This is a genomic window from Streptomyces venetus (assembly GCF_039540295.1).
GTDB classification, from domain to species: Bacteria; Actinomycetota; Actinomycetes; order Streptomycetales; family Streptomycetaceae; genus Streptomyces; species Streptomyces venetus.
This window is the reverse complement of sequence record NZ_BAABET010000007.1, coordinates 370,915-383,854: the sequence shown is the minus strand read 5'-3', so window position 1 is coordinate 383,854 and position 12,940 is coordinate 370,915. Positions and strand designations below refer to the sequence as shown.

Below are 12,940 nucleotides of genomic sequence, written 5' to 3'. Positions count from 1 at the left end.
CGGTAGTCCCTGAGGGAGCCGCGGCCTGCCCCTCCACCCGTTCGGAGCAGCCGCGGGCGCGCCGGGCGCGGGCGGGTGCTCCAGTGGGGTTACCAGTCGACCCGACCCAGGAGGCAGCCATGACCGGCGCAGCGCCCCCTCCCCCCGCTCCACCCGCCCCCGACCGGACGCCCGGCGGCACCGGCGATCCCCGGGCGGCCGGGGGCCTCGCTCTCGGCGGGACCCTGATGGTCGTCTACGGCCTCTTCGGGGTGCTCCAGGGCATCGCGGCGATCGCGAACGACGAGGTGTACACGAGCTTCGGCGATTACGTCTTCACCTTCGACCTGACCGCGTGGGGCTGGATCCACCTGGTCGTCGGCGTGCTCGTGGCGGCGGCCGGGTTCGGCCTGTTCTCCGGCGCCACCTGGGCGCGGGTCGCGGGCGCGTTCGTCGTCGGGCTGGCGCTGATCGCGAACTTCGTCTGGCTGCCGTACCAGCCGTTCTGGTCGATCATCATGATCGTGACCGGTCTGTTCGTCCTGTGGTCGGTGTTCAACTACCGCTCCTCCCCCACGGTGTAGCGCCGCCCGGGTCAGTCCGGCGGCGGACGCCGGTCGCGGTCGGCGACCACCGTGTGCAGCCGTCGGGTCAGCGCGGTGGCCGCCGCGGTGAGGAAGACGAAGGTGTACAGGATCTGCAGGACGGTCACCATACGGGCCTCCTGCCCGCTCGGGGTGATGTCCCCGTAGCCGACGGTCGCGAGCGTGACGACGGTGAAGTACAGCGCGTCCACCCGGGTGTGCAGTCCGACGAACTGGCCCGGGCGCTGGGCGAGGGCGTAGTAGCCGGACGCGAAGACCAGCACGGCCAGGCACATCAGCAGCGAGATCATGAGGCCCGACCGGGCCTGCGGCTTCTCCAGCACGACATCGCGCACATGACGCAGCAGCAGCGCGGCGACGAGCGTCAGGCACAGCACGAACAGGGGCCAGCCCAGCCAGGGGCGGTCGGCGCCGAGCCCTTCGAGCGGCAACAGGAAGTAGGCCGTGCCACCGGCCACGAGCAGGGCCGCGGCCCCGATCCGCAGCCGGCGGACACTGACCTCCCCGGACCCCGGTCGCCGCTCACGCGCGGGACGCTGCGGCTGCTCGCTGCCTTCGGGCATAGGTCCGGTCTACGACGTATCAGGGGGTGGCGCGACCCTTGTGCCTCCGTCGGTGGGGCGGGGAGCGGGGCGGCCGAACCTCAAATGTTGCTCTGAAGGAGGGCGGGAGGGGGTTCGGGGGCCGGCGGCTGGGCCATACCCCCCTCACGTTCGAGGACCGGGCCGTGCGGAGGAGGGGGACGATGGAGCGACTGGGGACGGGCATCGGGTGGCGACCGGAGATCGCGGACGCCGTGGAGCGCATGCCGGGGATCGACTGGGTCGAGACCGTGGCCGAGAACGTCTGCCCCGGGCACCTGCCCGAGTCGCTGCGGCGGCTGCGCGAGCGCGGCGTCACCGTGGTGCCGCACGGCGTCTCGCTCGGCCTCGGGGGTGCGGACCGGCCCGCCGAGAGCCGGCTGGCTGCGCTGGCCGAGCGGGTCGAGGCGCTGGGGTCACCGCTGGTCACCGAGCACATCGCGTTCGTACGGGCGGGCGGCGCGCTGACGGCGTCCCCGGGTCTGGAGGCGGGCCATCTGCTGCCCGTCCCCCGGACCCGGGACGCCCTCGACGTGCTGTGCGAGAACGTGCGCATCGCACAGGAGGCGCTGCCGGTGCCGCTGGCGGTGGAGAACATCGCCGCGCTGATCTCGTGGCCGGGTGAGGAGATGACGGAGGGCCAGTTCCTGTACGAACTGGCCGACCGTACGGGCGTGCGGCTCCTCATCGACGTGGCCAACCTGCACACCAACCACGTCAACCGCGGCGAGGACCCGGTGAAGGCCCTCGCCGAGCTGCCCCTGGAGGCCATCGCCTACGTCCACGTGGCGGGCGGCTTCGAACGCGACGGCGTCTGGCACGACAGCCACGCCCACCCGGTCCCGCGCCCGGTCCTCGACATCCTGACGGACCTCGCGTCCCGGGTGTCCCCGCCGGGGGTGCTGCTGGAACGCGACGAGAACTTCCCCGAGCCGGCGGAGCTGGAGGGCGAACTGGGCGCGATCCGGCGGGCGTTGGACGCGGGAGCCGTGGAGCGTGTGAAGACGGAACTCCGCTCGGCGGGCGACGCGGTCGCCGCCGTGCGGCGGGCGGAAACGGGGGCTGTCGATGCCGCGCTGACCGGTGACGTCGTCGGGGATGCGGCGCCGGGCGGGCGAGGCGAACCCGCGGCGGTCGCGGGGCGGAAGTCCGGCAGGTGCGCGCCGGAGGGAGCTGTCGAGCGGAACGAGAAGGCGCGGCCCGCAGCCGGTCCCACACGACGCGAGCAGATGCGGCCCGCAGCCACTGCCACGCGGCGCTACCAGACGCGGCCCGCAGCCAGTGCCACGCGGCACGAGCAGGCGCGGCCCGGAATCAGTGCCGCGCGGCACGAGGGGCTGCGGTCCGGGGCCGACGGCGTGCGGCATGAAGAGACGCCGACCGGAAACAGCGCGCGACACGAAGGACTGCCGCCCAGAGCCGACGGCGTGCGGCATGAAGAGACGCCGACCGGAAACAGCGCCGCGCGACACGAAGGGCTGCGGCCCGGAGCCGGGGCCGGGTGGCTCGAAGAGACCCGAGGCGTCGCGAGCGGGCTGCTCGCTCGGGGCGGCGCCGGGCGGCCGGGCGGGGAGGTCGGGGCGACACGGGGCGCCTGCGGCCTTCCCCGGCCCGGTGACGGTGAAGCGGCTCGGCAGCGGCTCGGCCTCGCGCAGGCCGCCCTGCTGTCCGCGCTGGTCGCCGGGACGCCCGTGCCCGAGGGGTTCGACCGGGCCCGGGTCGGCGTCCAGGCGCGGGCGCTCGCGGCCAAGCGGGCCGATGTCGTGGCCAAGGTCGCGCCCGAACTGCCGGTGATCCTCGGGGCGGGGTACCGCACGGCCTTCCTGGCCTACGCCCAGACCCGGCCGATGACCGACGGCTACCGGCGCGACGCCCTCACCTTCGCCGAGCACCTGCTGTCCGCGGGCCGGCCGGAGGACAGCGCGGCGCGGCGGGAATTGCGGGAGTGGTGGCTGGAGCGGTCGGGACCCACACCGCGATCCCACCGCCCGGCCCACCGACTGGCCCGCGCCACGCGCAGGGTGCTGCTGCGCCGCTAGGTCCTGTCCGCGGGCCGGTCGTCACACCTTCGTCTGCCGTTCCTTCGGCACCGCGTCCCCCGCCGGGGCGTCACCGCGGCCGTAGTGGTGTGTGGTGAACATGTAGAGCAGCCCGGCCCCCAGCACCACGGCTCCGCTCAGCAGGACGATCCAGTTCTCCCACCAGGGCTTCTCGGGGGTGCGGGCCCAGCAGATGTTGATGATGGCGAAGATGCCGTAGGCCAGCGCGCCGGCGTTCACGAGGAGTCCCCAGCGGCCCAGGGTGAACTCCCCCGCCGGACGCCAGCCCTTGAGCCGGGCGCGCAGCGCCGCCAGGACCACCATCTGGAACGAGGCGTAGATGCCGAGGATCGCGAACGAGACGATGTTGGTGAGGGCGTCCTCGGAGGCCAGCGAGGCGAACGCGATGAGCATCGGCACCACCGCGGCCACCAGCAGCGCGTAGCCGGGCACCGCACGGGCGTGGGAGAACCGCCGCAGCAGCCCGTGCCCGACGATCATCTCGTCGCGGGCGTAGGAGTAGATGAGCCGCCCGGCCGCGGCCTGGAGGCTGATCGTGCAGGACAGGAAGGAGATCAGCACCACGGCCATCACCGCCCGCGCCCCGCCCGTGCCCATGGCGTCGTACAGCACGGTCACCACCGGGTCGGCATCCTCGCCGGAGATGACCGCGTTGTAGTCCGTGACCGACAGCAGCAGCGACATGCAGGTGAACGTGGCCGCCGCGCCGCCGATGTAGATGGTGCGGCGCATCGCGCGGGGGATGACGCGGCCCGGGTGGGCGACCTCCTCGGCGGTGTCGCCGCAGGCCTCGAACCCGTAGTACTGGTAGAAGCCGATGATGGCGGCTCCGAGGAACACCGGCAGGTAGGAGCCGTTGCCCTCGGTGCCGTAGGTGTCGAAGATGACGCCGATGTTGTGGTGGCGGTGGGTGGAGAGCAGGTAGATGCCGACGACGAGGGCGCCGATGAGCTCGCCGGTGAAACCGATGATGGCCGCCGCCGACAGTGCCTTGGTACCGGCGTAGTTGATGAGGACGGCGATGGCGATGAGCACCGCGGTGCACAGCACGGTGGTGTGCACGGTGGGGTCGAAGCCGAACAGGATGGCGATGTAGGGGCCGGCACCGTAGGCGACGGCGGTGATGGTCACCAGCAGCGCCCACATGTAGATCCAGCCGGTCATCCACGCCCAGCGTTTGCCCCACAGCCGCCGGGCCCAGGGGTAGACGCCGCCGGCGATGGGGTACTGCGCCACGACCTCGCCGAAGATCAGCGCGACGAGGAACTGGCCGCACCCCGCCAGCACGAATGCCCAGATCATCGGCGGTCCGCCCTCGGCGAGCGCGGTGCCGAAGAGGGTGTAGGTGCTGACCACCGGGGAGAGGTAGGTGAAGCCGAGGGCGAAGTTGGCCCAGGGGCCCATGTCCTTGCGGAACTCCGAGCCGGGCTCCCCTCCGGGGCCGCCGGACGCCGGTGCGGGAGGCTGCGGACTCGTCACTGCCCGGCCTCCTGCTGGGCGGGGCCGGGTCGGCCGGTGATCAGGTCGGCGGCGCGTTCGGCGGCGAGCAGCACGGTCACCATCGGGTTGATGGTGGGCATGGCCGGGAACACCGACGCGTCGACGATCCGCACACCCTCGACGCCGCGCAGCCGCAACTCGGGGTCGCACACGGCCATCGGGTCGTCCGGAGCGCCCATGCGGCAGGTGCCCGCCGGGTGGTAGACGGTGTGCGCGGCGCGGCGCCCGTACTCCGACAGGTCGGTGTCGGAGACGACGTCGGGGCCGGGGGCGACCTCGCGGACGAGCCAGTCGCGCAGCGGGGCGGTGGCGGCCACCTCGCGGGCGATCTTCAGACCGTCCACGATGGTGCGCTCGTCGTGGCCCTCCGGGTCGGTGAAGTACCGGAAGTCCAGGGCGGGGTGCTGGGCGGGGTCGGCGCTGCGCAGCCACATGCGGCCGGTGGAGCGGGCACGCGGCACGTTCGGCGTCATGCACACCCCGTGCGCGGGCACCGGGTAGCCGAGGCGTTCGGTGTTGACGGTGAACGGCACCTGGTAGAAGTGGAACATCAGGTCCGGGCGGGGCTGCCCCTTGTCGCGGCGGAGGAACAGGCCCGCGTCGGAGTCCATCGCGGAGTTGGGCGGCAGCGGGCCGTCGGTCTCCCAGACGATCACGGACTCGGGGTGGTCCAGCAGGTTCCCGCCCACGCCGGGCAGGTCGGCCCGTACGTCGATGCCGAGGGCGCGCAGGTCGTCGGCCGGGCCGATGCCGGAGAGCATCAGCAGCCGCGGGGTGTCGATGGCACCGGCGCACAGCACCAGTTCGCGCTCGGCGCGCACGGTGGCGGGCTCGCCGTCGGCACCCCGGACGGCGACGCGGGTCAGCCGTCCCGAGTCGTCGGTGAGCAGCCGGTGCGCCCAGGTCTCCAGCAGGAGTGTGAGGTTGGGCCGGTCCAGCACCGGGTGCAGGTACGCGACGGAGGCGGAGGAGCGCAGGTTGCCCTCCGGCTGGTAGGCCAGCGAGAAGAAGCCGGTGCCCTCGGCGAAGGGCTCGGCGTTGAAGTCGTCGATGACGGGGACGCCGAGGGCGCGGGAGGCGGCGGTGACGAAGTCCTTGGCGATGGGGTTGCGGTCGGCCTCGGCCACCGGGACGATCTGGGTCTTCAGCCGGTCGCGGTAGGGGAGGATCGTCGCCGGGTCCCAGCCGGAGCAGCCCCTCTCCACCCAGTCGTCGAGGTCCTGCGGCAGCGGCAGGAAGCTGATCAGTGTGTTGTGCGAGGAGCAGCCGCCGAGCACGCGGGCCCGTGAGTGCAGGATGTGCGAGTTGCCGCGCGGCTGCTCGACCGTGGTGTAGCCGTAGTCGAACTCGGAGCCGAGCAGGTTGATCCAGTTGCGCAGGCGCAGGATGCGCTCGTCGCCGACGTCGCTGGGGCCGCCCTCGATGACGCAGACGCGGCAGTCGGGGTCCTCGCTCAGCCGGGCGGCGAGCACGCAGCCGGCGGTGCCGCCGCCGACGATGACGTAGTCGTAGGCGGACTCGGCGCCGTGCGCGGGGGTGGGGGCCATGCGGTGCCCTGCTTTCTTTGTCGTTCGGTGCGTCACGGGCGGGCGGTGTGCGCGGGAGGGTCAGCCCTTGAACCAGCCCGAGGGGGCGGGGGCCAGGTTCTGGTAGATGTGCTTGGCTTCCTGGTACTCCCGCAGCCCGGTGGGGCCCAGCTCGCGCCCGACGCCGGAGCGGCCGAAGCCGCCCCACTCGGCCTGCGGCACGTAGGGGTGGAAGTCGTTGATCCACACGGTGCCGTGCCGCAGCCGCTGGGCGACGCGCTGGGCGCGGCTCGCGTCGGAGGTCCACACGCCGCCGGCCAGGCCGTAGCGGGTGTCGTTGGCGAGGCGCACCGCCTCGTCCTCGGTGTGGAAGCGCTCGACGGTGACCACCGGGCCGAAGATCTCCTCCTGGACGATCCGCATGGACCGGTCGCAGTCGGCGAAGATCGTCGGCAGCAGGAAGAAGCCGCGGCTGAGGGCGGGGTCGTCGGGGCGGGTGCCGCCGGTGACGAGGCGGGCGCCCTCCTCCTGGCCGATGGCGATGTAGCGCTCGACCTTCTCGCGGTGTTCGGCGGAGCTGAGCGGTCCGCTCTCGGTGCCCTCCTCCATGCCGTTGCCGAGCCGGATCGCCTCGGCGCGGCGGGCGTACGCCTCGACGAACCGGTCGTGCAGCGCGTCCTGGACCAGCAGGCGCGAGCCGGCCGAGCAGACCTGCCCGGAGTGCAGGAAGGCGGCGTCCAGCGCGTAGTCCACGGCGGCGTCGAAGTCGGCGTCGGCGAAGACGATGTTGGGGTTCTTGCCGCCCAGTTCCAGCGCGATGTTCCGCGGCCCCTGGGCGGCGCTGGCCATGATGGACCGTCCGGTGTTCAGGCCGCCGGTGAAGGACACCAGGTCGACCTCGGGGTGGCTGGTCAGGGCGGCGCCGACGGTCGCCCCGGAGCCCAGGACCAGGTTGGCGACGCCGGGCGGTGCGCCGGCCTCCTCGATGAGCCGGATCATGGCGATGGTGGTGAGCGGTGTGATCTCGCTGGGTTTGAGGACGAAGGTGTTGCCGGCGGCCAGGGCCGGGGCGACCTTCCAGGAGGCCTGGAGCAGCGGGTAGTTCCAGGGGGCGATGAGCGCGCAGACGCCGACCGGCTGGTAGACGACGCGGCTGAGGACGTCGGGGCCGACGTCCACGACCCGGCCGCCGTCCTTGCCCGCGAGTTCGGCGAAGTAGCGGAAGGCGTTCGCCACGTCCTCCACGTCGATACGGGCCTCGGCCAGTGTCTTGCCGGTGTCGAGCGTCTCGGTGCGGGCGATGTCCTCCTGGTCGCGCAGCAGCAGGTCGTGGACGCGCAGCAGCAGATCGGCCCGGCGGCGGGTGGGGGCGTACGCCCAGTCCTCCTCGTCGAAGGCACGCCGGGCGGCGCGCACGGCGCGGTCCACGTCGGTGGTGTCGGCCTCGTCGACGGTGGTGACGACGGAGGCGTCATAGGGGTTGACCACCTCCCGCCTGCCGCCGGCCGCCGCCCGGGTCCACTCGCCGTCGATGTACAGCTCGCCCACCGCGGGGCCTCCTTCGCATCCGGCCGGTGCCGATCGGCTCGACGGTCAGCAAGATGGCCCATCGGACGGTCGGCGGCCACGGGGCACACCGCCGCGAGGGCGTCCGGACGGCGCAGAGGACCCGGGTGGGCTAGTCGCCCGCCTCGCCCGCCTCGCCCCTCGCGGACGACAGTTGACGTAGACCTCGTACTGAAGCGGAACGTCACATACCGACAACACTCCGTCCGGATCGTGAACGGGGCATGGTGTTTTCACGACCGTGTCACATACAAACAACATATGCTCTGGGTCCTTTTCCTGCTGGCGGCCTGGGCCGTGGCGGGCACGGCGTGCACGCGTCTGTGCCTGGCCGCCGTACGCGCAGCGGCCGTCGACGCGGACGCCGGCCGGGTCCATGAACTGACCCTGTACGAGGCCGCGTTCCTCTCCGGCGGCCCCCGGCGGGTCGCGGACGTGACCCTCGTGGCCATGGCCCGCCAGCGCCGTCTGCTGCTGGCCCACACCGGCTGGGCGACGGTCGTCGATCCGCTCGGGCGGGACGAGATGGAGCGGTCGGTCATAGGAGCCATCGGCCCCGAGGGACAGTGCCGGATCGCCCCGGTGCGGGCCACCGCCGCGACGGCGGACGCGGTGCGCGGGATCGCCGACCGGCTGGTGCGCGCGGGGCTCGCGGTGCCCGACAGTGCCCGTACGACGGTCGCGGTGGCCGTCCGTCAGGTGCGGGTGGCCGCCGTTGCCGTGCTCGGCCTGGGCGTCGCGGCGCTGCTGACGCCCGCTCCGCCGGACATGCCGCGTCATCTGGTCGCCCTGTGGTTCGCGCTGCCGCTGGCCCTGACCCTGAGCTGCCTCGCCATCGCCCGGGTCGAGGTCCACCCGTACTCGCGCTGGGCGTCCCCGGCCGGTCAGCGGCTGCTCGGCGCACTGACCCGGAACGCGGACGGCACGGCCGACGACCGTACGTTCCTCACGTCCGTGGCCGTGCGCGGCGTCCACGCGATCGGCGAACCGGACCTGCGCGCCGCCTTCGCGCACCGCCAGGGCCAGGCCCCGCGTCTGCGGCGTGACCCGAACGGCAGGCCCCAGGCTCACGACTGACGGACCGGGGGCGCACAGGGGCATTGGCGCCGACACCGGCGGCCGGTGCTTGCCTTCCCCTACCACCCGGCCAAGCATCCCTTTTGTCGCCACGGTGCACCGAAGGGATACCTGATGAAAGCCGCCCTCCTCTACTCGGCCGCGGGGTCCTTGCTGCTGAGCGCCCTCACCACGGCGCCGGTCACCACGACGCCGGTCACCGGGGAGCGGGAGGCGGCCGAGCTGCGCGGCACCGCCGTGGCCGCGGCGCGGGCGAGGGCGGCGGGCGTCGACTTCGGCCCGTGTCCCGACGCACGAGACCTGCCGGGCGGCATGCGGTGCGGCACCGTGACCGTCCCGCTCGATTACGCCCGGCCGGACGGCCGGCAGATCGAACTCGCCGTCAGCCGGACCCGGGCCACGCACAAGGACCCGCACGACAGCGGGCACAAGGTCCGCCGCCAGGGCGCCCTGGTCTACAACCCGGGCGGGCCGGGCGCGTCCGGCCTGTCCTTCCCGCTGGCCGGGCGGCTCCCCGAGTGGAAGCGGATCGCGGCCGCGTACGACCTCGTCGGCTACGCCCCGCGCGGGGTCGGCCGTTCCGCGCCGCTGTCCTGCGAGAACCCGAAGCACTTCTTCAAGGGGCCCACGCAGTCGCCCGCGCACCCCTCGGAGTCGTTCAAGAAGGCACGCGTCGCCGAGGCGAAGGCGTACGCGCGCGGCTGCGCCGAGCGGGCCGGCGGCGCGCTGCGGCACTACCACTCGCTGAACAACGCCCGCGACCTCGACGTGCTGCGCGCCGCGCTCGGCGAGGACCGGCTGACCTTCCTGGGCACCTCGTACGGCACGTACTTCGGGGCCCTGTACGCGACGCTGTTCCCCCGGCACGTACGGCGGATGGTGTTCGACTCGGTGGTCCACCCCGCCCCGGCGCGGGTCTGGTACCGCAACAACCTCGCCCAGTCGGCGGCGTTCGAGCGCCGCTGGCAGGACGTCCGGGAGTGGATCGCCCGGCACCATGACGTGTACGGGCTGGGCGGGACGGCGCGGGACGTGCGGCGCAGCTACGCGCGGGCGAGCGCGCGGCTGGCGGCCCGGCCGGCGGGCGGGAAGGTCGGGCCGGGGCAGTTGCAGGGGGCGTTCCTGCGGGCCGGGTACTACGACGAGCAGTGGCCGCACAGCGCGCGGGCGCTGTCGGCGTACCTCAAGGGTGATCCCCGGCCGCTGGTCGAGCAGGCGGCCCGGGATCCGGAGGCAGCCGCCGAGGCGGAGAACTCCCGCGCGGTCTACGTGGCCGTCGAATGCAACGACGCGCCCTGGCCGACGGACTGGGAGGTGTGGGACCGGGACAACTCCCGGCTCGCGCGCGTGGCGCCGTTCGAGACCTGGGACAACGTGTGGACGAACCTGCCGTGCGCCTACTGGCGGGCACCACGGCAGCGGCCCCTCGACGTGGGCGCCCGGCCGGGCGCACTGCCCCCGACGCTGATCCTGGCCGCGGAACGGGACGCCGCCACGCCGTACGAGGGCGCCCTGGAACTGCACCGCCGCCTCGCGGGCTCGGTCCTGGTGACCGAGCGGGACGCCGGCGCGCACGGCCTGGCGGGCGGCCCGAACGCCTGCGTCAACGGCCACCTGGAGGCGTACCTGCTGACGGGGCGGCTACCGGGGAGGCGCACGGACTGCGCCCCGCGTCCGGAACCGAAGCCGGACGCGCGGGCGAAGCCACGTCGCGAGGCCCCGGGCGAGCCCGGGGCCGGACGGCCGCGCCGCTGATCAGGCCAGGCCCGCGACCAGCTCGGCGATCTCCTTGCGGCGGCCCGTGAAGAACGGCACCTCCTCGCGGACGTGCATACGGGCCTCGGAGGCGCGCAGGTGACGCATGAGGTCGACGATGCGGTACAGCTCGTCGGCCTCGAAGGCGAGGAGCCACTCGTAGTCGCCGAGGGAGAACGAGGCGACGGTGTTGGCGCGCACGTCCGGGTAGCCGCGGGCCATCTTGCCGTGGTCGGCGAGCATGCGGCGGCGGTCCTCGTCGGGCAGCAGGTACCAGTCGTAGGAGCGCACGAAGGGGTAGACGCTCACGTAATTGCGGGGCGTCTCGTCGGCGAGGAACGCCGGGATGTGCGAGCGGTTGAACTCGGCGGGGCGGTGCAGCGCCATGTTCGACCACACCGGCGTGAGCGCCCGGCCCAGCTTCGTGCGGCGGAAGAGGTTGTACGCCTCCTGCAGCGCGTCGCTGGTCTCCGCGTGCCACCAGATCATCAGGTCGGCGTCGGCGCGCAGGCCCGAGACGTCGTAGGTGCCGCGGATCGTGACGTCCTTGGCGGCGAGCTGGTCGAACAGCTCCTGGACCTCGTCGGCGTACCCGGCGCGGTCCTCGGGGAGCACGTCCTTCAGCTTGAAGACGGACCAGAGCGTGTAGCGGATGACCTCGTTGAGGTCCTTGGCCAGCTTGCCCTTGTTCGGGAGACGGTCGGGCGCGGTGCCGGAGGGCGTGGTGGAGGCGTCGTCACTCATGCTCCTCATTCTCCCGCTCCGCCGTGCAGGCTCTGCACCGGGTGGGCGGTGAGCTCCTGCACACCCCGCAGGTCACCGTGGATCTGGTCCACGGCCGCGTACGCGCTCGCGATGCACGCCGGGACGCCGACGCCGTCGTACGGGGCACCGCACACGGCGAGCCCCGGGAGCCCGGCGACGAGCTCGCGGACGCGGGCCACGCGCGCGTGGTGGCCGACGGGGTACTGGGGCAGGCCGTCGTCCCAGCGGGTGACGAGGGACGCGACGGGCGCGGCGTCCAGGCCGGTCGCCGCCCTCAGGTCGTGCCGGGAGACGTCCACGAGCTCGGCGTCGTCGCGCCGCAGGATCTCCGTCTCGCCGTACCGCCCGACGGAGGTGCGCAGGACGAGCAGGTCAGGGTCCTCGTCGGCGATCCAGCCCCATTTCTGCGAGGCGAAGGTGGCTGCCTTGATGGTGCGCCCGTCGACCGGCGGCACGAGGAAGCCGCTGCCCTCGGGGAGGGCCGCTTCGGCGCGGCGGTAGGCGAGGGTGACCAGCGCCATGGAGGCGTACTCGACGGCGCCGAGCTCGGCGGCGGCCCCGGGGCTGTCGGTGCGCAGCAGGGCGGCGGCGGCCGGGGCGGGGACGGCGACGATCACCGCGTCGGCGTGCCACACGTGCACACCGGAGACGATGCGCCACCCGCCGTCCGCCGGGGTGCGGCGCAGCTCCGTCACCGGCGTCCCCGTCAGGATCTCGCCGCCGCGGGCCCGGACCGACTCGGCGACCGCGAGGGGCAGGGTGCCCACACCGCCCTGGATGCCCATGAACACCGGGCCGGTCTGCCGGGCGGCGGCCGCCTTCGCCTGGATCTCGCGGACCCCTTCCATCAGGGAGGTGTGGGCCCGGGCGGCCTCGAAGAGCTGCGGGACGGCCGAGCGCATCGAGATGCGGTAGGCGTCGCCCGCGTACACGCCGCCCAGCAGGGGGTCCACCAGGCGGTCGACGACCTCGCGGCCGAGGCGCTCCGCCACGTACTCCCCGACGGCCACGTCGTCACCGACCTCCGTGCGGGGCAGCTCGGCGTCCCGCTCGATGCGGGCGAGGCCCTCGTCGGACAGCACGCCGGACAGGGCGGCGGCGGTGCCGGGGACGCCCATCACGTGGCCTTGGGGCATGGGGCGCAGCGCGCCGCGCGTCCAGAGCGAGGCCGTCGCCGTGGCAGGCGGCTGGAGGCGGTCGGCGAGGCCCACCTCCCGCGCCAGTGCCACCGCCTCGGGGCGCCGGGCCAGCAGCGACTCGGCTCCGAGGTCCACCCGCGCGCCCGCGATCTCCCCGGGCAGCAGCTTGCCGCCGACCCGGTCCGAGGCCTCCAGCACCGTCACCCGCGTCCCGCGTTCCAGCAGCCGGTGCGCGGCGGCCAGACCCGCGATGCCGGCCCCGATGACGACGACGTGCCCCGTGCTCGCACGGTCTTGAACTTCGCGCATGCCACCAGCCTCTCAGACTTCGCCGACAGCGCTCCCGCGCGCCCGGTGTCCGTCACGAGTCCCGACCGTGACCGCATC

At 73.6% G+C, this 12,940-nt stretch carries 10 protein-coding genes; 4 read left to right on the top strand and 6 right to left on the bottom strand.

What is annotated here, in order from left to right; translation table 11 throughout:
* Nucleotides 1-119 precede the first annotated feature (119 nt).
* Nucleotides 120-563, top strand: a complete 444-nt coding sequence (locus ABEA82_RS24370; protein WP_345663751.1) for a DUF7144 family membrane protein — start codon at nt 120-122, stop codon at nt 561-563.
* An 11-nt stretch (nt 564-574) separates the two neighbouring features.
* Here ABEA82_RS24370 and ABEA82_RS24365 read toward each other — a convergent pair whose 3' ends face one another.
* Nucleotides 575-1,147 (bottom strand): potassium channel family protein, encoded by a 573-nt coding sequence (locus ABEA82_RS24365; protein ID WP_345663750.1) that lies wholly within the window; start codon nt 1,145-1,147, stop codon nt 575-577.
* Between the two features lie 182 nt (nt 1,148-1,329).
* Here ABEA82_RS24365 and ABEA82_RS24360 point away from each other — a divergent pair, with 182 nt between their 5' ends.
* On the top strand, nt 1,330-3,204 hold the full coding sequence (locus tag ABEA82_RS24360; RefSeq protein ID WP_345663749.1) for an MbnB/TglH/ChrH family RiPP precursor modification enzyme: 1,875 nt from the start codon (nt 1,330-1,332) through the stop codon (nt 3,202-3,204).
* Nucleotides 3,205-3,225: 21 nt separating this feature from the next.
* Here the strand turns inward: ABEA82_RS24360 and ABEA82_RS24355 are convergent, their stop codons facing one another.
* From ABEA82_RS24355 to ABEA82_RS24345, 3 genes are read right to left on the bottom strand one after another with little or no spacing between them, the layout of a single operon-like run.
* Entirely contained in the window at nt 3,226-4,704 is a 1,479-nt protein-coding gene (locus ABEA82_RS24355; RefSeq protein WP_345663748.1) for an APC family permease, read from the bottom strand.
* Entirely contained in the window at nt 4,701-6,272 is a 1,572-nt protein-coding gene (locus tag ABEA82_RS24350) for a GMC family oxidoreductase (RefSeq protein WP_345663747.1), read from the bottom strand. Before ABEA82_RS24350 ends, ABEA82_RS24355 begins: the two co-directional genes overlap by 4 nt.
* 60 nt (nt 6,273-6,332) lie before the next feature.
* Nucleotides 6,333-7,799, bottom strand: a complete 1,467-nt coding sequence (locus ABEA82_RS24345) for an aldehyde dehydrogenase family protein (protein ID WP_345663746.1) — start codon at nt 7,797-7,799, stop codon at nt 6,333-6,335.
* A gap of 279 nt (nt 7,800-8,078) precedes the next feature.
* Here ABEA82_RS24345 and ABEA82_RS24340 point away from each other — a divergent pair, with 279 nt between their 5' ends.
* Both ABEA82_RS24340 and ABEA82_RS24335 read left to right on the top strand, forming a co-directional pair.
* Nucleotides 8,079-8,894, top strand: coding sequence for a TIGR04222 domain-containing membrane protein (locus tag ABEA82_RS24340; RefSeq protein WP_345663745.1), 816 nt, complete (start codon nt 8,079-8,081; stop codon nt 8,892-8,894).
* A 114-nt stretch (nt 8,895-9,008) separates the two neighbouring features.
* Nucleotides 9,009-10,649 (top strand): alpha/beta hydrolase, encoded by a 1,641-nt coding sequence (locus ABEA82_RS24335; RefSeq protein ID WP_345663744.1) that lies wholly within the window; start codon nt 9,009-9,011, stop codon nt 10,647-10,649.
* Here the strand turns inward: ABEA82_RS24335 and hemQ are convergent, their stop codons facing one another.
* Together hemQ and hemG are read right to left on the bottom strand one after the other, a co-directional pair.
* On the bottom strand, nt 10,650-11,393 hold the full coding sequence (gene hemQ, locus ABEA82_RS24330; protein WP_345663743.1) for a hydrogen peroxide-dependent heme synthase: 744 nt from the start codon (nt 11,391-11,393) through the stop codon (nt 10,650-10,652). It abuts the gene before it with no gap.
* 5 nt (nt 11,394-11,398) lie between these two features.
* Entirely contained in the window at nt 11,399-12,862 is a 1,464-nt protein-coding gene (hemG, locus tag ABEA82_RS24325; RefSeq protein ID WP_345663742.1) for a protoporphyrinogen oxidase, read from the bottom strand.
* Nucleotides 12,863-12,940: the final 78 nt, after the last annotated feature.